At 72.2% G+C, this 20,095-nt stretch carries 19 protein-coding genes; 6 read left to right on the top strand and 13 right to left on the bottom strand.

Annotated features, from left to right (window positions below; translation table 11 throughout):
- Nucleotides 1-65: 65 nt before the first annotated feature.
- The 5 genes from ACIQTO_RS12325 to ACIQTO_RS12305 form a co-directional block, all read right to left on the bottom strand.
- Complete coding sequence (locus ACIQTO_RS12325; RefSeq protein WP_402386605.1) at nucleotides 66-317, bottom strand: hypothetical protein; 252 nt, start codon at nucleotides 315-317, stop codon at nucleotides 66-68.
- A 63-nt stretch (nucleotides 318-380) separates the two neighbouring features.
- A complete protein-coding gene (locus tag ACIQTO_RS12320; protein WP_402386602.1) occupies nucleotides 381-1,355 on the bottom strand; it encodes a cytochrome c oxidase assembly protein in 975 nt (324 codons plus the stop codon).
- Between the two features lie 204 nt (nucleotides 1,356-1,559).
- A complete protein-coding gene (locus tag ACIQTO_RS12315) occupies nucleotides 1,560-2,273 on the bottom strand; it encodes a TNT domain-containing protein (protein WP_402386599.1) in 714 nt (237 codons plus the stop codon).
- A gap of 285 nt (nucleotides 2,274-2,558) precedes the next feature.
- Nucleotides 2,559-3,611 (bottom strand): YncE family protein, encoded by a 1,053-nt coding sequence (locus ACIQTO_RS12310; protein WP_402386597.1) that lies wholly within the window; start codon nucleotides 3,609-3,611, stop codon nucleotides 2,559-2,561.
- 213 nt (nucleotides 3,612-3,824) lie between these two features.
- Nucleotides 3,825-4,841, bottom strand: coding sequence for a cupin domain-containing protein (locus tag ACIQTO_RS12305; RefSeq protein WP_402386594.1), 1,017 nt, complete (start codon nucleotides 4,839-4,841; stop codon nucleotides 3,825-3,827).
- A 462-nt stretch (nucleotides 4,842-5,303) separates the two neighbouring features.
- Between ACIQTO_RS12305 and ACIQTO_RS12300 the strand changes: the two genes are divergently transcribed.
- From ACIQTO_RS12300 to ACIQTO_RS12285, 4 genes are all read left to right on the top strand, one after another.
- Nucleotides 5,304-5,435: a hypothetical protein gene (locus tag ACIQTO_RS12300; RefSeq protein WP_402386592.1), complete on the top strand. Its 132-nt coding sequence runs from the start codon at nucleotides 5,304-5,306 to the stop codon at nucleotides 5,433-5,435.
- Between the two features lie 177 nt (nucleotides 5,436-5,612).
- On the top strand, nucleotides 5,613-6,800 hold the full coding sequence (locus tag ACIQTO_RS12295) for a YcaO-like family protein (protein WP_402386590.1): 1,188 nt from the start codon (nucleotides 5,613-5,615) through the stop codon (nucleotides 6,798-6,800).
- The gene (locus tag ACIQTO_RS12290) at nucleotides 6,793-7,944 is read left to right on the top strand and encodes a GNAT family N-acetyltransferase (RefSeq protein ID WP_402386587.1); all 1,152 of its coding nucleotides are present in this window, start codon (nucleotides 6,793-6,795) and stop codon (nucleotides 7,942-7,944) included. Before ACIQTO_RS12295 ends, ACIQTO_RS12290 begins: the two co-directional genes overlap by 8 nt.
- Nucleotides 7,937-8,296, top strand: a complete 360-nt coding sequence (locus ACIQTO_RS12285; RefSeq protein ID WP_402386584.1) for a UBP-type zinc finger domain-containing protein — start codon at nucleotides 7,937-7,939, stop codon at nucleotides 8,294-8,296. Before ACIQTO_RS12290 ends, ACIQTO_RS12285 begins: the two co-directional genes overlap by 8 nt.
- 5 nt (nucleotides 8,297-8,301) lie before the next feature.
- Here ACIQTO_RS12285 and ACIQTO_RS12280 read toward each other — a convergent pair whose 3' ends face one another.
- The 4 genes from ACIQTO_RS12280 to ACIQTO_RS12265 all read right to left on the bottom strand — a co-directional run bounded on the left by ACIQTO_RS12280 (nucleotide 8,302) and on the right by ACIQTO_RS12265 (nucleotide 14,052).
- Nucleotides 8,302-9,246, bottom strand: coding sequence for a DUF5996 family protein (locus ACIQTO_RS12280; protein ID WP_402386581.1), 945 nt, complete (start codon nucleotides 9,244-9,246; stop codon nucleotides 8,302-8,304).
- 253 nt (nucleotides 9,247-9,499) lie between these two features.
- A complete protein-coding gene (locus tag ACIQTO_RS12275; protein ID WP_402386578.1) occupies nucleotides 9,500-11,335 on the bottom strand; it encodes a glycoside hydrolase family 15 protein in 1,836 nt (611 codons plus the stop codon).
- A 99-nt stretch (nucleotides 11,336-11,434) separates the two neighbouring features.
- Complete coding sequence (locus ACIQTO_RS12270; protein ID WP_402386575.1) at nucleotides 11,435-12,691, bottom strand: FAD-dependent monooxygenase; 1,257 nt, start codon at nucleotides 12,689-12,691, stop codon at nucleotides 11,435-11,437.
- A 359-nt stretch (nucleotides 12,692-13,050) separates the two neighbouring features.
- Nucleotides 13,051-14,052, bottom strand: coding sequence for a 2-hydroxyacid dehydrogenase (locus ACIQTO_RS12265; protein WP_402386572.1), 1,002 nt, complete (start codon nucleotides 14,050-14,052; stop codon nucleotides 13,051-13,053).
- Between the two features lie 476 nt (nucleotides 14,053-14,528).
- Here ACIQTO_RS12265 and ACIQTO_RS12260 point away from each other — a divergent pair, with 476 nt between their 5' ends.
- Nucleotides 14,529-14,933: a tyrosinase cofactor gene (locus ACIQTO_RS12260; protein WP_402386569.1), complete on the top strand. Its 405-nt coding sequence runs from the start codon at nucleotides 14,529-14,531 to the stop codon at nucleotides 14,931-14,933.
- Between the two features lie 56 nt (nucleotides 14,934-14,989).
- Nucleotides 14,990-15,817 (top strand): tyrosinase family protein, encoded by an 828-nt coding sequence (locus ACIQTO_RS12255; protein WP_402386566.1) that lies wholly within the window; start codon nucleotides 14,990-14,992, stop codon nucleotides 15,815-15,817.
- 156 nt (nucleotides 15,818-15,973) lie between these two features.
- Here ACIQTO_RS12255 and ACIQTO_RS12250 read toward each other — a convergent pair whose 3' ends face one another.
- From ACIQTO_RS12250 to ACIQTO_RS12235, 4 genes are all read right to left on the bottom strand, one after another.
- Nucleotides 15,974-16,792 (bottom strand): alpha/beta fold hydrolase, encoded by an 819-nt coding sequence (locus ACIQTO_RS12250; RefSeq protein WP_402386563.1) that lies wholly within the window; start codon nucleotides 16,790-16,792, stop codon nucleotides 15,974-15,976.
- Nucleotides 16,793-16,992: 200 nt separating this feature from the next.
- Nucleotides 16,993-17,664: a DUF4097 family beta strand repeat-containing protein gene (locus tag ACIQTO_RS12245; RefSeq protein ID WP_402386972.1), complete on the bottom strand. Its 672-nt coding sequence runs from the start codon at nucleotides 17,662-17,664 to the stop codon at nucleotides 16,993-16,995.
- Nucleotides 17,665-17,954: 290 nt separating this feature from the next.
- Nucleotides 17,955-18,980, bottom strand: coding sequence for a 6-phosphofructokinase (locus tag ACIQTO_RS12240; protein WP_380575072.1), 1,026 nt, complete (start codon nucleotides 18,978-18,980; stop codon nucleotides 17,955-17,957).
- 348 nt (nucleotides 18,981-19,328) lie between these two features.
- The gene (locus ACIQTO_RS12235; RefSeq protein ID WP_402386561.1) at nucleotides 19,329-20,057 is read right to left on the bottom strand and encodes a type 1 glutamine amidotransferase; all 729 of its coding nucleotides are present in this window, start codon (nucleotides 20,055-20,057) and stop codon (nucleotides 19,329-19,331) included.
- Nucleotides 20,058-20,095 lie beyond the last annotated feature (38 nt).

Here is a 20,095-nt window from a genome sequence, read left to right as displayed (position 1 = left end):
CGGCGGCGCAGGTGGTGGCGGTGGCGCGGGTGCTGTTGCGGGCCCTGGTGGAGCGGGCGGCGGGCTCACTCCTCGTCGTGCGGGCGGGCATGGCGGGGCAGGAGGAAGGCGACCAGGAAGGCGAGCACGAGCAGGCCGGCGCAGAGGCCGAAGGTCCAGCCGGCCGCGTGCCGGAAGCCCTCGGGGCCGGCCCAGCCGAAGAACGCGGTGCCGAGCGGCGCGACCCCGATCGAGCCGCCGAGCCGGCCCGGACATCCTGGCCGCCGGCCTCGCCCGCCGCGACGGCCGGCGGGGCTGAGGCGCGGGCCCGTCGTCACCGGGTCCGGGAACGACGAGACCCCCGCCGGGTGGGCGGGGGTCTCGTCGGGGGTCGGGGGCGGTCAGCCGGCGTCGGCCGCCGGGGCGGGGCGCTGACCGCGCTTGTCCAGCGAGGCCAGATAGGCGTTGTACGCGGCCAACTCGGCGTCGCCGCTGCGGTCCTCGGCGCGGTCCCGGCGGCGGGACACCCGCTGCTCGGAGCGCATCCACTGGTAGACCAGCGCGATCAGCACGATCGCGGTCGGGATCTCGCCGAACGCCCAGGTGATGCCGCCGGCCAGCTTCTGGTCGTCCAGCAGCCTCGTCCCGGGCGGCGCCGTCTCCTCGGTGAAGGTGGTCACCAGCGGGTGGCTGGCCATCATCACCGCGACGCCGAAGAAGGCGTGGAACGGCATCCCCATGAACAGCTCGATGATCCGCATCACATGGCCCGGCCGGTGCGGGCCCGGGTCCACGCCCATGATCGGCCAGAAGAACGCCAGCCCGGCGGCGAGGAAGTGCACCATCATGAAGATGTGCCCGAGCCGGTACTGCATGAGGAAGTCGAACAGCGGGGTGAAGTAGACGCCGTAGAGGCTCGCGATGAACAGCGGGATGGTGAAGCCCGGGTGCGAGATCACCCGGACGTAGGTGCTGTGCAGCAGGGCCACCAGCAGCTCGCGCGGCCCGCGCGGCCGGCCCTTGCCGGTCGGGCGCAGCGCCCGCAGCGCCAGCGTGATCGGCGCGCCGAGCAGCAGCAGGATCGGCGACAGCATGGAGAGCACCATGTGTTGCATCATGTGCGCGCTGAACAGCACCATGCCGTAGTCGTTCAGCCCGGTGCAGGTGACCAGGATCACCGAGCCGATGCCCGCCGCCCAGCCGATCGACCGGCCGATGGGCCAGCGGTCACCACGTCGGTACAGCCGGACGACGCCCGCGCCGTACAGGGCCAGGGCGGCCAGGCTCCCGATCAGGAACACCCGGTCGGGGGACCAGGTCAAGACGTTGGACAGGGAGAACGGGCCCAGCTCTGCCATTCCGCCGTGGTGGTGCATCCCTGACATTCCGTCGCCCATCGGCGGGTCCCGCTTTCCTCGTCACGGCCCCTGGGTGGGTCCGGTTCGCCCGTTTTGCTTGCCTCCACAGCCTAGGCGGGCCTTACTCCGGAGCTTCCTCCGCCCCCTGGTTCGGTCCGGCGGGGCGGGGCGGCGCGCCGGTCGCCGACCGTGCGCCGCCCCGCCCGTTCACGCGGGCGACGGTCAGGCGCCGTGGGAGTTCTTCAGGCAGAACTCCTTGTCGGTGTGCTCCGTCAGGTAGCCGGCCTCGATGAGACCGGCGACGTCGAAGGTCTTCACCGTGGGGTCGGCCGGCTTGAGGTCCGGGTCCAGCCACTGCTGGAGGCCGTTGCCCGGCTGCGAGAACGCGCCCGCGATGTGGCCCTGCTGGACCTTGAACGGCTTCTTCACCTCGAAGCAGTGGTAGTTGGCGTCACCGCCGTTGAGGGAGTCCGGCGGAAGGGCGCGCTCGGCGAACGGCGTGCCGCCGGGGGCCAGGAACTTCCCCCGCGCGTTGTTCCCGAACCGGTCCAGCTTCTTCCCGGCCTTCAGCTCCTGCTCGGTCATGTCGAGGTCGCCGTTGTTGTCGGTGAAGCCGTTGTGGTCCGGGTACTTCCAGCCCCGCCAGTCCCGGTACCAGTCCAGGAACCGGGCCGGCGTCACCCCGCCCAGGCGGTCGTAGTCCTTCAGCAGCTGCTTCACCACCGGGTCGGTCGGCAGGACGGCCGGGCCGAGTTCGACCCGGGTGCAGAGGTACTTCTCGGCGCCGGCGTCGTAGACCTTCGGAACGTTGTCGCACTCCGCGATCGGCACCCGCTGGGAGGCGGAGGACTGGGCGACGGCGGTACCGGTCGCGGCCAGTCCGGTCAGGGGCAGGACGGCTGCCATCGTGAAGGCGGCGAGAGCGGGGCTGCGCATGGGCGGTTCCGTTCGGAGGGGGAGTGGGGCCACGGTCGGCGGCTCGTACGGCACATCCGGTGGCGTTTGGCACCCGCACGGTTACACAAAGCGACACTGTTTGTTCGCGGATGACCGTTCCGCCCTCGCCGTGCCCACCCGTTCGGCCCTGCGCGTCGACCACGCCCCGTACCGCGGCCGACGCGTGGCGGGGCGCGTCCGCAGTCGTCCGGTGGACGGACGGTGGGTGTCGACGGTCGGGTGCGCGGGCGCCGCGGGGTCCGCGCACCCGACCGTCGGACGAGGTCAGAAGGTGACGGACTTCAGGTAGCTCGTCCCACCGCGCGGGCCGGCCACGTAGAGGGTGTGCCCGTCGGGGCCGAGGGCGGTGGCACCGACGCCGTCCAGGCCGAAGCCGGTGAGGCCGACGGAGGGCAGGAAGGCGTTGGTGGCGGTGTCGTAGGCCAGGACGGCGGCCGAGGGCTTCCAGCCGTCCTTGAGGACGAACAGGCGGCCGCCGTCCGGGGAGACCGACACCAGGTGCGTGTCGGCGGAGGTGGCCGGACCGCCGAGGGTGAAGGCGGTGCGGGAGCTGTCGGTGAAGGGGTCGAGCTCGTAGCCGGATCCCTGGGCGGAGCGGCTGCCGAGGGCGTAGAGGCGGGTGCCCCGGGGGGACGCGGTGATCTCGGTCGCGGCGGCCAGTGGCCGGACGGTCCGGATCACGGTCGGCACGGGGGTGGTCAGGTCGAGGTGGACGACACCGGCGCCGGTGGCGACGTAGGCGTCGGCGCCGCCGTTGTGGAGGGCGATCCCGTCGACCGTGGAGTCGTCGAGCGTGGTCGCGCCGGTGAACGAGCGGCTGAAGGTGTCGAAGGCCAGCACCCGGCCGGGCCCGGACGAACCCGGCTGGGTCACGAACACCCGGGAGCCGTCGGCGCTGACGGCGAGCGAGTGTGGACTGTCGACGGGCGTGCGGGAGAGCACGGTGTAGGTGGCGAGGTCGACGGTCAGCAGGTGGTCGGCGGCGAGGACGTAGAGCCGGTTGCCGTCGGGGCTGAGCGCGGGCCGGCCGACGGTGCCGTCCTGGCTGAGCGGGGTCTGCGCGATGACCGTCCCGGTGCGGGTGTCGACGGTCCGGAGGATGGTGGGGTAGCCGGTGCCGAGGTGGTCCTCGGCGACGACGTAGGCACGGTCGCCGTCGGCGCTGACGGCGATGCCGAACGCCCGCCACCCGACGGCGGTGCCGGCCGCGTCGTCGGTGGTGGCGGCAGCGGTGGCGGCGGTCGGTACGGCGCACAGGAGCGCGGCGGATGTGGCACAGGTGACGATCCAACGAGCCTTGCGCAGAAGTGAGTTCATGGACCTCTCCCCGGTCGGTCGCCTCGCGGTGCGCGAGGGCGTGGTCACGCTACGGGGGAGTGGGAGAAGGCGAGGAGGAGATGTGGCGGAGTTGACCGAATCGGCATTGGTCTAGTCCAAAACGCGACAGCCGCGCCGGCCCGGCCCACGTCGGGCGTCCGGCGCGTCCCGCCCACACCCGATCCGCCGGACCGGACCTGGCCCCGCCGGCCGCTACGGCGCGCGAGGGGAACACCGGCGGGGCTTCGGCCCGGAGGGGAACGGCGGTTCGGCACCACCGTCCCGTACCGTACGGCGGTAGTGCAGCGGGGCCAGGCCGGTGACGCGTTTGAAGGCGTTGCTGAAGGCGCTCTCCGAGGAGTACCCGAGGGCGGCGGCCAGGGCGGCGACCGGCCTGTCGTCGTGCCGCAGGCCGTGCCGGGCCAGTCGTATGCGCCAGTGGTAGAGGTAGGTCAGGGGCGGCGTGCCGGCGACGGTCCTGAACCGGTTCGCGAAGCTGGTGCGCGACATGGCCGCCGCCGCGGCCAGCTCGGCCAGGGTCCACGGCCGGGCGGGGTCGGCGTGCATGAGCCGCAGCGCCGGTCCGACGCGCTCGTCGGCCAGGGCCCGCAGCCAGCCGGCGGGGAAGGTGTGGGCCTCGCGCAGGTAGGTGCGCAGGACCTGGACGAAGAGCAGCCGCGCCAAGTGGTCCGCCACGAACGAGGCGCCGGGACGGTCCCCGCGCATCTCGTGGAACGCCTGGGTGAGGAGCCAGCGGGCGGCCGGAGCCTCGGCCGTCGTGGCCCGCATGTGCATCAGGGGCGGCAGGGCGTCGAGGAGCAGGTCCCTTCCGGCGGCTTCCAGTTCGATGTGGCCTCCGACCGCGACGGTCTCCGGGGTGTCCGGAGGCCCCGTGTGGTGAAAGGGGTCCGCGGTCGCTTTCAGTAGTGGCAGGGCCTCGGCCGGAGGCAGGTCCGGCGCGCTCGCCAGGACGTACCGCCGGTCGCCGGCGAGGACCACGACATCGCCCGCCTCCAGCAGGACCGGCGTGGTGATCCCGTCCATCAGCAGCCAGGTGCTGCCTTCGAGGACGGCGTGGAGCTTCAGCCTTCCGGGCGCGGGAAACGCCAGCGACCAGGGGCCGGTGAAGGTGAAGCCACGCGTCAGCGCACAGCGGGCGCCCACCAGTTCGAGTACTTCGGTGATCGGGTCGCCCCGCCCCGTCGGGCGCGGTACGGGCAGCGGGTCCATGGCGGGACTGTCGCGCAATCCGGCGGGGCGGGCAACCGTCCTCCGGGGGTCGGAAGACCTCGCCGCCGAGGGCTGGAACGCGGCCCGCCCCCGGCCCGGATCCCCGGCCCGGGGCGTTACCGACCCGGCCGGCGTCCGGACTCCGGGAGGGGGCTCCGGCGGTCGGGCTCCGGGAGGGCGACTTCCTTTCACCCGAACGCGGTATCACCGTCGGTCCTGGGCCGGGATGTCCGGCCGGGTTCGGGCGGCCGGGTGCGGGCGGGATGTCTGGCGGGGGCGGCCGGGTGCGGGCGGCGGTACGCCCGGGTGCGGACTCTCGCGCAAGTTACCCGTACGGACGAGCATTCACATACTGTCCCCGGTCGGTCACGATCAGTTGGAGCGCATACGCACGCTGTGCTGTGCGGCCGGAGTCGGGTCGCAGACCGGTGGCCGGCTCCCGAGTTCCAGGAGGTAGTTCCCATGGGCGGATTCCAGGACCGCGACAAGTTCCACCCGGACGAGGTCGTGCTGTCGGTCGCGGAGCAGCGCATCGTCGCCGAGCTCGCGAAGGACAGCAAGGCCGACCCGGGCGAGTCCACCGACGAGGGCTGACGCCACCCGAAGACAGAGGGCCCAGGGGCGCCGGGCCGCGGCGGTCGCACGCCGACCCGCCGTGGCCCGACGCCCCGCCGAGCAGACGGGACGGACGTGATCACCACCTCCACGCACACCGCACCTCCCCAGTCCGGGGAACGCAGCCTCCTCCCTGACGCGGCGTCCGGAAGGGCGGTGGCCGCGATCGAGGCCCTGGGGCTGGAGGCCGATCTGGCACCGATCCTCGACGGCAGCCCCGGGACGTGGCGGTGCGTCCTGCGCCGTGCCGGTGTACCGCTGCGCACCGGGCTGGGGCTGGGCAAGGGGAGCCGGGCGGAGGCGCGGGCGGGTGCGCTGTTCGAGGCACTGGAACACTTCCTCAGTGGGGTCGACGGACTGCTCGGCGCACGGATCCGGTTGGCCGCCGCCCACGGCGTCGCCCGCGGTCCGCTCCGACGCGACGTCGCCGCCGCGCTGCTGGACCAGGCGCCCGACCGCCCGCTGGGGTGCCTGCCGTACCGGTCGCTGGACGGCGGCCCGGACACCGATGTCCCGCTCTTCCTGTCCATGCCCGAATACCTGCGACCGGCCGGCGAGGGCCTGCGCCGGCAGGTCGGCGACTCCTACGACTACCGGTCGGTGGGCCGCTACTCGGTCAACAACGGCTGGGCCGCCGGGGCGAATCCGGTCGAAGCCGCCGTGCACGCGATCAACGAGCTGATCGAGCGCGACGCGCTGTCCCTGCTGCTGATCGGCCAGTTCCTGCGGGAGCGTCCGCGGCCGCTGGTCGTGGTCGACCCGGCGACGCTGCCCGCCGACCTCACCGCCCTCCTGGACTTCACCACCGCCCGCACCGGCCGGCCGGTGCACCTGATCGACATGACCACCGACCTGGGCGTGCCGGCGTACACGGCCTACCAGGCGCCACCCCCGGGGCGGCCCGCGCGGATCTGCGGGTGGGGCGCGTCGCTCTCCCGCCGGTACGCGATCTCCCGGGCGCTGAGCGAACTCGTCCAACTGCACAGCACCATCGGCCTGCGCGAGCAGTACGCGGATCTGCTGCCCGCGCAGCGCGACGACACCGGCCCCTACCCCGGGCTCCACGCCTGCTACCTGTCCGACTTCGGCGCCGCGCTGAAGGCCGCCGAGGCGCGCCCGTTCGAGCCGACCGCGGCGCCGGACACCCCGGCCGGGCACCTCGACCGGCTCCTGGGGTCGCTGCGGGAGCACGGCTTCGCGGCGTACCAGCGCGACCACCACGTCACGCCGGACCTCGCCGTGGTCAATGTCCTGGTGCCCGGGCTGGAGCGTTTCATGCTGGTCACCGACGGCCAGGTCGTGGTGCCCGGCGGGCGCGGACTCGCGGTGGCCCGTGGTGAATGAGCTGGTGTGGCGCCCGCTCGCCCGCTCCGACGCGCGCCGGACCGCGGAGCTGTTGGCCGTCTGCGAGCGCGCCGACGGGACGGGTGACCGGCGGGGTGAACAGGACGTCCTCGACGGCTGGGCCGCTTCGGGCGTCGACCTGGCCGTCGGCACGACCTCGGCCTGGGCCGGGTCGGAGCCGGTGGCGTACGCGGTCACGCGGACGCGGGAACAGGCGGACCCCGTCCACGAGATGACCGTGGAGATCGCGGTGCACCCCGCCCACCGGACCTCGGAGACGGCCGCGTACCTCCTCGCCCGGGGCCGTCGCGCGGCCGCCCGCCGGCACCGGGAGCGGTTCACCGGCACCCCGCTGGAGCTCCACACCCGGACGCACGGTCGTCAGCGGTGGCTCGCGGGGGAGTTGGATGCCGCGGGGTACCGAAGGGCACGCAGCTACCTGGGCATGCGGATCGACCTGGTGCGGTACGCGTCGGCCGCCGCGCCGCCGTTGCCGCGCGGTACCGCGATCGTGCCGTTCGAGGACCGGTACGACGCGCCGCTGCTGGCGGCCCGGAACGAGATCTTCGCCGACACCTGGGGCAGTGTCCGGATGACGGCGGCGACCTGGCGTCACTCCGTGACCGCGAGTCCGTACTTCCGCCCCGCCTCGTCCTTCCTCCTGCTGTCCGCCGAGAGCCGGGAGATCCTCTGCTACCTGCTCGCCACCGAACTCGCGGACGCGGGTGCCGAACGCGAGCTCTATCTCGCCAACGCGGGTACCCGCCCCGACCTGCACGGCCGGGGCCTGTACCGCGCCGTGTTCACCCATACGCTCGCCCGGGCGAAGGCCCGGGGCTACCGCTGGGCCGTCGCGGACGTCGACTCCGCCAACACCATGGCGGCCGGAGGCTTCTACGAACGGATGGGCCTGCGCACCTTCCGCACCTGGACCGGGCACGTGCTGGACCTCGCGGGCGCGGCGGCCGGCTCGACGGAGCCGGCCACCACCTCGGGCCGGGGGGACCGCCCGCCGCTGTTCGTCACGGAATCTCCGTGCGCGCCGGTTGGTTGGGATGGGGACAGACAGTCCGACGGCTTCGGCGTCGAGGTGCCGCACCGGCGCCCCGCCGAGCCTTCATCGGGAGGTGTGTCCCATGGCTGACAGCCCGATCCGGGGGATCGATCCATCCGCGCAGCCGAGCGGAGACGGGTGTGTGGAGTGCCTGGCGGGGGACGGGCCGGGGTGGTGGTTCCACCTGCGGCGCTGCGCGGAGTGCGGGCACGTCGGATGCTGCGACTCATCACCCTCACGACACGGCACGAGGCATGCCCGAGAGGTGGGGCACCCGTTCCTGGCCAGCTTCGAGCCCGGTGAGGCGTGGCTGTGGAACATCGAGACCGAGCAGTACTACGAGGGGCCGGAACTGGCACCGCCCGCCGCGCACCCGGCCTCGCAGCCGACGCCCGGCCCGCGGGGCAAGGTCCCCGCCGACTGGCAGCTGCACCTGCGCTGAGGCGTTCAGAGCGGCAGGGTCGGCACATCCGGGTCCGTGATCCCACCCGGGCAGGCGAGGCGGCCGACGTCCCAGCCGGAGCGGACGGCTCCGGCCTGGTAGGCGCTCTCGTAGAAGGCGAGTACGGCCGCTCTCGGATCGGCCTCGGAACGGGCCGCGTCGTAGCGCAGTACCGCCAGGTGGCTGTCGTTGAGCGCGATCCACTGGGCGGACGCGGGTGTGAGCGGGTCGTCGGCCAGGTGCGCGGGCTCGGGAGCCGTGTAGGAGTAGAAGGCCGGTTCCCCCAGGTCGGCGTCGCCGAACCAGAACCCGAAGCTGATCAGCTCCCGGGAGTACGCCTCACGGGTCACCGGGTCCACCCGCGGTGGAGGGTCGACGACGCGTCCGGAGAACCGGGTGTGGGCGATGTCCAGTGAGTGCCAGAAGAGGTGGACGGGGCTGACCTTGCCCGAGAAACGGGCCGCGAACTCCTCCAGCACCAGCCCGACCTGGCCGAGTACCTGCCAGGAGCGATTCACCCAGGCGGGATCGTACGTCGTGTGCTCGAAGTCCTCGGCGAACGGCCGGGCGGAGTCGGCGAGCCGGTAGGGCCGGGGGACCTGGATCTCCATCCGGACACCCAACGCCGCCAGGGTCTCCAGCGTCTGCCGGTGGAACGAGGCCACGGACTGGCCGAGGAGGGGGAAGGAATCCGTCCTGCCGTCCGCCGTCGCGACGACCAGCCGGTGGTCGACGAAGTCGAAGTCGATGGTGAAGATCGGGTTGCCGTCGACCTGTCCCATGGGCCGTGTGGTGATCCCGCGCCCGGTGAGGTGGAACGGAACGTTCCACCAGTGGTTGCGCCGCACGCTCGCCGCCAGGCGGATCTTGCCCACCACCTGGGTGAAGCGGTGCAGCGTCTCCTTGGTGTCCTGCCACTCGGCGAGCGGCATCGGTGGGAACAGCTCCATCGAATCCCTCCTGACCGTCGGCCCCGGTTCCATGATGACCACGGTGGTCCGGACGCGCAGCGGCGGGCCGATCCGGCGGCCGTCCGGGCGGGCCGGGCTGGTCGGGGTGGGCCGGTCGGGGCGGGCTGATCGCAGGGGTCGGCGGCCTTGTCACAGGGGTGCCGGCGAGCGCCCCGAGGAGGTTGCCCTCGGCCGCCCGTACCCGGGTCCGCACAGTCCGGAGGGTCTCCACGCCCCGGACGGAGGTGCCGCGTCAGCCCAGCGCGCGGTCGAGGTTGAAGGCGGCACTGATCAGGGAGAGATGGGTGAAGGCCTGCGGGAAGTTGCCCAGCTGTTCGCCGGTCGGGCCGATCTCCTCCGCGAACAGACCGAGGTGGTTGGCGTAGGTGAGCATCTTCTCGAAGGCGAGCCGGGCCTCCTCCAGCCGACCCGCGCGGGCCAGCGCCTCCACGTACCAGAAGGAGCAGATCGAGAAGGTGCCCTCGGGGCCGTGCAGGCCGTCGGGGCTGGTGGCCGCGTTGTAGCGGTAGACCAGCGAATCGGACACCAGGTCCGTGGTGAGGGCGTCCAGGGTGGAGAGCCACTTGGGGTCGGTGGGCGAGACGAACTTGGCCATCGGCATCATCAGCAGCGAGGCGTCCAGCTCATCGCGGTCCAGAGCCTGGACGAACGCGCCCCGCCGGGCCGACCAGCCGCGCCGCATGATCTGCCGGTAGATCGCGTCACGGGACTCCCGCCAGCGGGGCAGGTCGGCCGGCAGGCCGCGGCGGTTCGCCATCCGCATCGCCCGTTCCAGCGCCACCCAGCACATCAGCCGCGAGTACACGAAGTCCCTGCGGCCCGCGCGGGTCTCCCAGATCCCCTCGTCGGGCTGGTCCCAGTGCTCGCAGAGCCAGTCCGCCACCGCGCCGACCTCGTCCCAGCGGGCGCTGCTGATCGGCTGTCCCCACTTGTCGTACAGGTAGACGGAGTCGATCAGGGCTCCGTAGATGTCCAGCTGGAGCTGGCCGGTGGCGGCGTTGCCGACCCGGACCGGCGCGGAGCCGAGGTAGCCCTCCAGGTGCGGCAGCTCGTACTCGGGCAGCTCACTGCGTCCGTCGATGCCGTACATGATCTGCAACGGGCCGGTCGCACCGGCGCCGCGCATGATGCCGCGTTCGTCGAGGAACCCCATGAACGCCTCGGCCTCCGCGGTGAACCCCAGGCGCAGCATGGCGTAGACGCAGAAGGCGGCGTCCCGGACCCAGACGTACCGGTAGTCCCAGTTGCGCTCGCCGCCGATCCGCTCCGGCAGGCTGGTGGTCGGTGCGGCGACGATCGCCCCGGTCGGCGCGTAGGTGAGCAGCTTGAGCACCAGGGCGGAGCGGTTCACCATCTCCCGCCACCGCCCCTGGTAACGCGACCCGGCCAGCCAGTGGCGCCAGAACCGGACGGTCGCCTCGGCCTGCTCCTGCGCCTCGGCACGCGGACAGGACCGGGCCGGGACGTCGTCGCCGACCCGGTCGAGGGCGAACACATGGGATTCGCCCTCAAGGAGCTTGAAGTGCGACCACACGTCCAGGCCGTCGCTCTCCAGCGGGACGGTGGCGGTCAGCGCGAGGGTCAGGGACGGCGAGCGGAACACCGCCGTGTGGCCTTCGAGGCGCGTGGTGTGCGCCTCGGCGCCGTAGCCGAAGCGCGGGGCGATCCGCGCCCTGAAGGGGAGGGTGCCGCGGACGCAGAGCACCCGACGGATCAGCCGGTGCCGGGCCGCCTCGCGCGCCTCGTCGACCACGGGCATGAAGTCCTGGATCTCCGCCACCCCGTCCGCCGCGAAGAACCGCGTGATCAGCACGTTCGTGTCGGGGAAGTAGAACTGCCTGGTGCGGGTCGGGACCTCTGGGGCCAACTCGAACGACCCGCCCCGGTCGGCGTCGAGGATGGACCCGAACACACTGGGCGCGTCGAAGCGCGGGCAGCAGTACCAGTCGATGGTGCCGTTCGCGCCGACCAGGGCGGCCGTCCGGAGATCGCCGATCAGGCCGTGTTCGGAGATCGGTAGGTAGCGGCCACTGTCCGCCTGCTCGTAACCAGTGGTGTCGAACGCCATGCGGGCCTCCCTGCCGCCGCGACGCGGGCCTGGAGATGAAGCCTTGGCTTTCATGCTAGATCGCTACCCGGGGTGCGGCCCCGGCGGGAGCGCGCTGCTTCACCACGCCGCTTGCGGTCCGGTGCGCGGGACGTCCCAGGTGGGACGGCTGTTGAGGTGCCCGGGTGTGGCTTGGGAGAGCTGCTGGTAATGGCGGGAGATCTCCAGCGCCTCTCCGGCGGGTAGTTCGCCGTGGAGGGCCGCGGCCTCGGCGATGATCTTCTCCGGTCCCAGTGCGCGGTTCTGGAGCACGATGCGGTTGACCGGGGCGCGACGCAGGTGGTCATAGCGCCGCAACGCCGCCGCGGGGTCGGGGTCGCGGGCGAGGCACCACGCGAGGACCCGGGCGTCCACCACCGACTGCGATCCGCCGTTCATGCCCATCGGGAACATCGGGTGCGCGGCGTCGCCGAGCAGCGCGACCCGGCCGGAACTCCACCGGGGCAGCGGGTCCCGGTCGAGCATCGGGTACTCGTAGATGTCCGAGGAGTTCTCGACGAGGGAGGCCAGGTCGATCCACGGCAGGCTCCAGCCGTCGAGTCCCGCCCGGGCCTCGGGAGCGCCGATGCGACGGTTCGACCGGACGAGACCGTCGGCGGTGCCCGGGTGCCGGACCTCCAGCACCCAGTTCAGTACCGCGTTCCCGCCGGACGTCGGCGGGTCGGCGATCGGGTAGGCGACGAATTCGTCACCCGGGTCGCCGCCGGCCACCACGATCGTCCGGCCGCCGAGGATGTGCGGAGCCTCGGCGACCCCGCGCCACATGTGCACCCCGTTCCAGTTCGAGGGGCCCTGTCCCGGGTACAGCTGGGCACGGACGGCGGAGTCGATTCCGTCCGCTCCGATCAGTACGTCGGTGTGCTCCACCGCCGCGCTGCCGTCAGCCCGGTTCAGGAAGTGGACCAGGATCCCGTCCCCGCCCTCCTCGAAGCGCTGGAACGCCATGCCGGTGCGTACGGCGTCGGGGCCGATCCGGCGGCGCACCGCTGTCAGCAACAGCATCTGCAGGTGTCCGCGGTGCACCGAGAACTGCGGCCACCGGTAGCCGCCCGTTCGGCCCAGCCGCTCCTCCCAGACCGGGCCGCCCTTCCGGTCGCAGTACAGCAGCCGCTCCGGGGCCAGTGCGATCCCGGCCAGCTCGTCGCCGAGCCCGAGTTCCGTCAACTCGCGTACGGCGTGCGGCAGCAGGTTGATCCCGACACCGACAGCGTCGATCGCCCGGGCCGACTCCCGTACCTCGGACCGGATACCGGCAGCGTGGAGACTCAAGGCGGTCGTCAGGCCGGCGATGCCGCCACCCACGATGGTGATTCTCACCCTTTCCTTCCCGTGTACGACAACGTCGCTCAGTCACCGAGGCGCGGGCCGGATCGGGCGCGGATGCGCACGGCGGCGCCCCGGTCCAGTGTCGCCCGGCGCCCGGTCGCGGGTGCGGTGGTCGACGGAACCGCCGCGCCCGGCACGTGGCGGCCGGCTCGCGCTCAGGACCAGGCCGCGAGGTTCCGGACGGGTGGGTCGGGACGGGTGGGTCCGGACATCGGGAGCCTCCCCGACCTGGCCGGCCGGCGCTGTCATGAGTGGGACGCGGCTTCTCGGGTGCGGTGCCCGCGCTCGCGTCGTCGCGGAGGAGCGGCGTTGGGCAGAGTGGCAGGGAAGTGTCCGGACGTTCCGGCGGGTCAGGCGTCCGCCGCCGGCACGAGGACGTTCTCGCCGCGTCGGCCGGCTTCGAAGTCGTCGATGTTGCGGACGGTGGTGTCGATGATCTGGCCGACGGCGGTGCGGGTGAAGTAGGCCTGGTGGGAGGTGATCAGGACCTGGGGGAAGGTGACGAGGCGGGCGAGGGTGTCGTCGCTGATGCCCTCGACGGAGCGGTCGTAGAAGAAGACGCCGGTCTCCTCCTCGTAGACGTCCAGGCCGACGCCGGAGAGCCGGCCGGCGCGCAGGGTCTCGACCAGGGCGGTGGTGTCGACCAGGCCGCCGCGGCTGGAGTTGATCAGGATCGCGTCGTCCTTCATCAGGGCCAGTGCGGCGCGGTCGATCACGTGGTGGGTGCTGGGGAGCAGGGGGACGTGCAGGCTGATCAGGTCGGAGCGGGCGAGCAGTTCGGCGCGGTCCACGTAGGTCATGCCGAGGGCGGTGCAGGCCGGGTTCTCGGCGATGTCCCAGCCGAGGAGTTCGGTGCCGAAGCCGTGAGCGATCCGGGCGAAGCACTCGCCGATCTTGCCGGTGCCTAGCACCCCGACCGTCATCCCGTGGATGTCGCGTCCGAGCAGGCCGTCGAGGCGGAAGTCGAACTCGCGGCTGCGGTTGGTGGCCCGGGTGAGCCGGCGGTTCACGGCGAGCGCGAGGGCCCAGGCGTGTTCGGCGACCGAGTAGGGGCTGTAGTACGAGACGCGGGCGACGGTGAGGCCGAGCTCGGCGGCGGCGTCCAGGTCGATGTTGTTGAAGCCGGTGGAGCGCTGGGCGATCAACTCGGTGCCGCCGGCGGCCAGGAGGCCCAGGGTCCCGGCGTCCAGGACGTCGTTGACGCTGCTGCTGATCGCGCGGTACCCGGCGGCCAGGGGCGCGGTGTCGTGGTTGAGGAAGACCGCCAGGCTGCGCAGCGCGTGCCGCTCGGCGAAGGCCTTCTCCAGCAGGGGCCGCTCATCTTGTTGGACGCCGTAGGCGAGGATCTCCATCCCGCCACGCTACCGAGACACCCCCGGCCGCCGGCGCGCGGCGTGCCGGGGCGGCCGTAGTTGCCCGCCGCCCCGACGGCCGTTGTGCGCCACGCCCGACTTCGGCCACCGGCGGCCGGAGGGAGGCCGTCGCATCGCGCCATCCTGCCCGGGTGAGGCCGGTCACCGGGGATGGGTCGGGAACGGAGGATCTTCGGCGCAGGATCTGCACAGAGTGAAGATCGATCGTGTTCTGACGATCCTTCCGTGGAGGAACGGGAGATCTTCCTGGGGCGTCCGAGGCGTGGGCGATCGACGGATGGCTGAATCCAGGCCAACCGTACGTACCCCCGCCGATCGGCTGTTCTCTAGGTCGAGTTGCCCTGAAAGCATCGAAACTGCGAGGGCGATCATGGAATCACCTCGCATTAACGTTTCTGCAAGCCTTTCTGAACGGCGCCCCAACACCAGACGGGGCGCTCAAGGGGGTACCAACCATGTCCGAAGACACCCATGCCTCGGAGCTGACCCGGCGCCGGATGCTGCAGGGGGCCGCCGTGGCCCTGACCGCGGCCGCCGGAACCGTCGTGCTCGGCGTCGCCGGGCCGACCAGCAAGTCGGCGACGGCGGCGGACCCGGGGGCGTCCGACACCTTCGACGAGGTCTTCCAGGGCCGCCGCATCCAGGGTCGCCCGGTCACCGACGGCAGCAGCCACCACCACGGCGGCGCCGGCTACTCGGTCCGGATCGACGGCGACGAGCTGCACATGATGCGCAACGCCGACGGCACCTGGATCAGCGTCGTCAACCACTACCAGACCTTCGCCACGCCGCGCTCGCTCGCCCGCGCGGCCGTCACCGAGCTGCAGGGCGCCACGCTCGTGCCGGTCACGACGGTCTGAGCAACGAGTCCGAACACCCGGACCCGTCACACCACTTCACACCCAAGGGGGGACTCATGGCAGTCCGCAAGAACCAGGCGACCCTGACGACCCAGGAGAAGCGCGCCTTCGTGAACGCCGTGCTCGAGCTCAAGCGGGCCGGCGGCTACGACTCCTTCGTCACCACCCACAACAACTTCATCATCAGCGACACCGACAACGGCGAGCGGGTAGGCCACCGTTCGCCGTCCTTCCTGCCCTGGCACCGGCGCTACCTGCTGCAGTTCGAGGAGGCCCTGCAGGCGATCGACCCGACCGTCACCCTCCCGTACTGGGACTGGACGGCGGACCGCACCACCACCGCTTCGATCTGGGACGCGGACTTCCTGGGCGGCAACGGCCGCAGCAGCGACGGCCAGGTGACCACCGGGCCGTTCGCCTACTCCACCGGCAACTGGACGCTGAACGTGCGGCCGGACAGCCGCAACTTCCTGCGCCGTCAGTTCGGGGTCTCGGTCGCCCAGCTGCCGACCCGCTCCGAGGCCACCGGTGTGCTCGCCATCGCCGCGTACGACGCCGCGCCCTGGAACAGCGCCTCGGACGGCTTCCGCAACAACCTGGAGGGCTGGCGCGGGGTCAACCTGCACAACCGGGTGCACGTCTGGGTCGGCGGCCACATGACCACCGGCATGTCGCCCAACGACCCGGTGTTCTGGCTGCACCACTGTTTCATCGACAAGCTCTGGTCCGAGTGGCAGAAGCTCCACCCGTCCTCGGGCTACCTGCCGACGGCCGGCACGGCGAACGTGGTCGACCTCAACGAGACCATGAAGCCGTGGAACAACGTCACCCCGGCGGACATGCTCGACCACAGCGCCCGGTACACCTACGACACCGGTTTCTGACCCTAGCGCCGGTACGGATCCTGTCGCCGGTACTGATCCGAGCATCGGTACGTATTCTGGCGCCGGTACTGAGCCGGTCACCCGACCCGGTCGGGTACCCGGCTCCGCACCACCGACGGCCCCCGAGCGCGTGCTCGGGGGCCGTCGGCCAGGTCATCACGGCCGGCCGTGGTCGAGGGCGGAGACCTCGCGGACGACCTCGGCGACGGCACGGAAGTCCTTCTTCAGGACCGCCCCGTGGTTGCTCGCGACCTTCGCGCTGACCCTGATGTTCGGGTTGCGGGCGGTCACCGCACCGAGGCCGGCGCGGATCCGTTCCTGCTCGTCGCCGCGGCTGCCGAGCGACGTTCCCGAGGCGACCACGTACCGGGTCGGGACGGTGATGCCGTCGAGGACGGGGCCCAGCTCGCGCTCGCGGGCGACCTTGCCGAGTTCGATGTTGCAGTCCGCCATCTCCTCGGCGCTCATCCGCGGAGTCAGGCCCGTCGGGCGCAGCAGCGGCAGGAGTGGGCCCCACAGCCGGAACTGCTTCCGGATCCGCCGCTCCATGGCCTCGTCCAGCCAGTCGTACGGCTGCGCGCCTTCGATCAGGACCGCGCCCAGGGCACGGTCCTGGTTCCGGGCGGCCCAGTGTGCCGCGACGAACGCCCCGTAGGACCAGCCCACCACCAGGGCCCGGTCCACGCCCCTGGCCGCGAGCACGGCGTCGACGTCCCGGACGGCGGCCTCGAAGGAGTAGTCCGCCGAACGCTTCGACTTCCTGCCGCGGGCCCGCTCGTCGTAGGTGATGTGCCGCCAGCCCGTCCCCAGTTCGGTGAGGACCCGCCGCCAGTATCCCTGGGTGGCGAACTGGCCGTTGAGGTAGATCACGGGGACACCGGGACCGCCGGTGTCGGTGACGGCCAGGGCCGTGTCGTCGACCGGCACCATGCCGGTCCAGGTCGGGTCGGTCGCGGACGGGTTGTTCTTCGTCATGGGTGCCACCTGGTCGCGTCGGGTGAAGGGGACGACTTTTGCGGGTTCCGCACACGGCGAGCGGGCGCCGGGACCGGCTCGGCCGGGACCTGATCGGCTGGGGTCGGCCGGGACCTCGCCGGCCGGGACCTCGCCGGCCGGGACCTGATCGGCCGGGACCTCATCGGCCGCCGGCGCCGGCTCGGCCGGTCCGGGCGGTGCTACAGGCTGCGGGCGGTGATGTCGCCGTGGTCGGTGGTCGCGCGGATGGCCAGGCCGGCCGCGGCGCCCTCGGTGTTCTTCAGCGCGTTGTGGACGCGGCCGTAGCCGGTGCCGGCGTCCAGCGAGGCGGAGACCCCGCGGGCGGCGCCGACCGTCACGTCGCCCAGCACGGTGCGCAGCACGACCGTGCCGGAGGTGGCCTCGGTGACGCGGATGTCGCCCTTCTGGGTGCTGATCTCCGCGGGGCCGGTGAGCAGGCCGACCGTGATGTCGGCGGCGTGGGCGGCCACCCGCGCGCTCGCGGCCTCCTCGATCTCGACCGTGCCGTAGGCACCCTCGCAGACGACGTCGCCGAGTCGCCCGACGCACCGGAGCTCGGCGGCCGCCGCCTTCGCCGCGACGTTCGAACCGGCGGGCAGGTGGACCGTCACCTCGACGGAACCGGACGCGCCGAGGATCCGGTCGCTCTCCGCCGGTGCCGTGATCCGCAGGACGCCGTCGACGCACTCGACGCCGGTCCGCTCGGCCGCCGTCACGTCGCGGCCCTTGGCGGTGTCGGCGGGGCGTACCTCGACGGTGGTGTCGGCCCGGTCGGCGGCGATGACCCGGACGCGCCCGGCGGGGATGTCCACGACGGCGGAGATCACGGCCGGGGTGTGGAAGGTCTGCATCATGCTCTCCTCGTGCCCGCACTGTTTCTGACATGTGAAACGCTACGTTGCGTTCGAAGATCACGCAACGACTCTGTTGCGTCCAATCAGAATATCTGCAGGTCAATGCCCAGATTTCGTTGCAACGAGTCTGGATCTAACGCAATGACAGCGATGCCGGTCGTTGCATTGGATGAGGGATGAACGCTACGTCGGCGGCGCTCGGACGGCGTCCCGGCCGACCGGCCGGCACCGGGACGCCGACGGCCCCCGAGCGGGTGCTCGGGGGCCGTCGGCGGGGGAGGGGAGGGTCAGATGACCGTCTCCGCCTCCAGGTAGCGCTCCTGCGGCACGGTCTTGAGTTCGGCGACGGCCTCGCCGAGCGGCACCAGGTTGATGTTGGTGCCCTGCAGGGCGGTGATGTGGCCGAAGGCGCCCTTGTGGACGGCCTCCACGGCGTGCCAACCGAACCGGGTGGCGAGCACCCGGTCGTACGCGGTCGGGGTGCCGCCGCGCTGGGTGTGGCCGAGGATCACCGGGCGGGCCTCCTTGCCCAGCCGGTGCTCCAGCTCACGGGAGAGCTGGGTGGCGATGCCGGTGAACCGCTCGTGGCCGTAGATGTCCTTGCTGCCCTCTTCCCAGTGCATGGTGCCGGGCTCGGGCTTGGCGCCCTCGGCGCAGACCACGATCGCGAACTTCTTCTGCCGGTCGAAGCGCTCGCGGACCACGGCGGTCAGCTTGTCGATGTGGAACGGGCGCTCCGGGACGACGATCGCGTGGGCGCCGGCGGCCATGCCCGCGTTGAGCGCGATCCAGCCGGTGTGCCGGCCCATGACCTCGACGACCATGACCCGCTGGTGCGACTCGGCGGTGGTCTTCAGCCGGTCCAGCGCCTCGGTGGCGACCGAGACGGCGGTGTCGAAGCCGAAGGTGACATCGGTGGCGGCGATGTCGTTGTCGATGGTCTTCGGCACGCCGACGATCGGCAGGCCCGCGTCGCTCATCAGCTTGGCGGCCTTGAGGGTGCCCTCGCCGCCGATCGGGATGACGGCGTCCAGGCCGAGGTCCGCGCAGTACCGCTTGGCGCGCTCGACGCCGTCCCGCAGATGACTCGGCTGCACTCGCGAGGAGCCGAGGATGGTGCCGCCCTGGGCGAGGATGCCACTCACCGAGTCCAGGGTCAGGGGGCGGTGGACGCCCTCCAGGAAACCTCGCCAGCCGTCCTCGAACCCGATGATCTCGTCACCGTGGTCGACCACCCCCCGGTGGACCACGGAGCGGATCACCGCGTTCAGGCCGGGGCAGTCACCGCCGCTGGTCAGCACTCCAATACGCATTGCTTTGCAACTCCCGAGCAGAACCGAACGGCCGGACTACAGGCTGGGACGACGAACCGTCACCGTAGCGGCTTGATCCCACACCGTGATGGCGGGGAGATGACCGTGGAGTGAAGGACCGGCCGATCCGGACAGAACGCCCGAAATCGGCCGTTCAGTCGAGCATACGGCCCCTGCGTCCGGCCGGGCAGGAGCCGACGCGGGAGCGGCGCCGTCGGCGCCCCCGCGCGGAAGTGCAGCCTGCTGCCGAGGAGGGTGTGCAGCCGGCAGCCCCATTGTCGTACGTCCCGGCCCGCCTGTGGACCGGGTGACCGCATCGCGGGCACCCGGTCGGAGCGGGCCGGCGTACTAGGCGGGGCGCGAAGTGGCCGCGATGCGCTCGGCGCGCAGGGCGTCGTACCAGGTGGTGTCGGCCGGCGGCAGGGCGTTCACGTCCAGCGCCAGCTTGATCAGCATGTCCGCGACCGCGGGGTTGCGGGCCATCACCGGGCCGTGCAGGTACGTCCCGAAGACGGTGTCCCGCCAGGCGCCCTCGGTGCCGTCCCCGGTGCCGTTGCCCCGGCCGGCGGTGACGGTGGCCAGCGGCTGGACGCCCTGGCCGAGGTGGGTGACGCCCTGGTGGTTCTCGAAGCCGGTCAGCTGCGGCAGGGCCAGGCGCGGGTCGACGTCGGCGAGCACGTCGCCGACGCAGCGGGCGCCCTCGCCGCGGGTGGTCCAGACGTCGAGCAGACCGAGGCCCGGCTCGCGCTCGCCGAGATCGTTGACGAACTCGTGGCCGAGGATCTGGTAGCCGGCGCAGACGGCGAAGATGATCGCGCCGTTCTCGGCGGCCCGCACCAGCCCGCTGTCGCCGCGCAGGCGCTCGGCGGCCAGCCGCTGCGGGCGGTCCTCGCCGCCGCCGATCAGGTAGATGTCGCCACTGGTGGGCACCGACTGGTCGGAGCGGACGTCGATCCTGGTCACGTTGAGGTGGCGCTGGCGGGCCCGGCGCTCCACGACCAGGGCGTTGCCCCGGTCGCCGTAGGTGCTGAGCAGGTCGGGGTAGACCCAGACCACGCGCAGGCTGCTCTCACTCATCCTCGAAGGCCTTCCATCGTGAAGTGGGCTGCTGGGCC

The organism is Kitasatospora sp. NPDC091207, from assembly GCF_044768625.1.
Classification (GTDB): Bacteria; Actinomycetota; Actinomycetes; order Streptomycetales; family Streptomycetaceae; genus Kitasatospora.
This window is presented reverse-complemented; position numbering and strand designations above follow the sequence as displayed.

Coding starts and splice junctions, on each gene's coding strand:
- ACIQTO_RS12285 (WP_402386584.1), top strand. CDS start 7,937: ATGGCTGACAGCCCGATCCGGGGGATCGATCCATCCGCGCAGCCGAGC.
- ACIQTO_RS12265 (WP_402386572.1), bottom strand. CDS start 14,052: ATGGAGATCCTCGCCTACGGCGTCCAACAAGATGAGCGGCCCCTGCTG.
- ACIQTO_RS12305 (WP_402386594.1), bottom strand. CDS start 4,841: ATGGACCCGCTGCCCGTACCGCGCCCGACGGGGCGGGGCGACCCGATC.
- ACIQTO_RS12280 (WP_402386581.1), bottom strand. CDS start 9,246: ATGGAGCTGTTCCCACCGATGCCGCTCGCCGAGTGGCAGGACACCAAG.
- ACIQTO_RS12235 (WP_402386561.1), bottom strand. CDS start 20,057: ATGAGTGAGAGCAGCCTGCGCGTGGTCTGGGTCTACCCCGACCTGCTC.
- ACIQTO_RS12255 (WP_402386566.1), top strand. CDS start 14,990: ATGGCAGTCCGCAAGAACCAGGCGACCCTGACGACCCAGGAGAAGCGC.
- ACIQTO_RS12320 (WP_402386602.1), bottom strand. CDS start 1,355: ATGCACCACCACGGCGGAATGGCAGAGCTGGGCCCGTTCTCCCTGTCC.
- ACIQTO_RS12310 (WP_402386597.1), bottom strand. CDS start 3,611: ATGAACTCACTTCTGCGCAAGGCTCGTTGGATCGTCACCTGTGCCACA.
- ACIQTO_RS12240 (WP_380575072.1), bottom strand. CDS start 18,980: ATGCGTATTGGAGTGCTGACCAGCGGCGGTGACTGCCCCGGCCTGAAC.
- ACIQTO_RS12300 (WP_402386592.1), top strand. CDS start 5,304: ATGGGCGGATTCCAGGACCGCGACAAGTTCCACCCGGACGAGGTCGTG.
- ACIQTO_RS12275 (WP_402386578.1), bottom strand. CDS start 11,335: ATGGCGTTCGACACCACTGGTTACGAGCAGGCGGACAGTGGCCGCTAC.
- ACIQTO_RS12260 (WP_402386569.1), top strand. CDS start 14,529: ATGTCCGAAGACACCCATGCCTCGGAGCTGACCCGGCGCCGGATGCTG.
- ACIQTO_RS12245 (WP_402386972.1), bottom strand. CDS start 17,664: ATGCAGACCTTCCACACCCCGGCCGTGATCTCCGCCGTCGTGGACATC.
- ACIQTO_RS12315 (WP_402386599.1), bottom strand. CDS start 2,273: ATGCGCAGCCCCGCTCTCGCCGCCTTCACGATGGCAGCCGTCCTGCCC.
- ACIQTO_RS12250 (WP_402386563.1), bottom strand. CDS start 16,792: ATGACGAAGAACAACCCGTCCGCGACCGACCCGACCTGGACCGGCATG.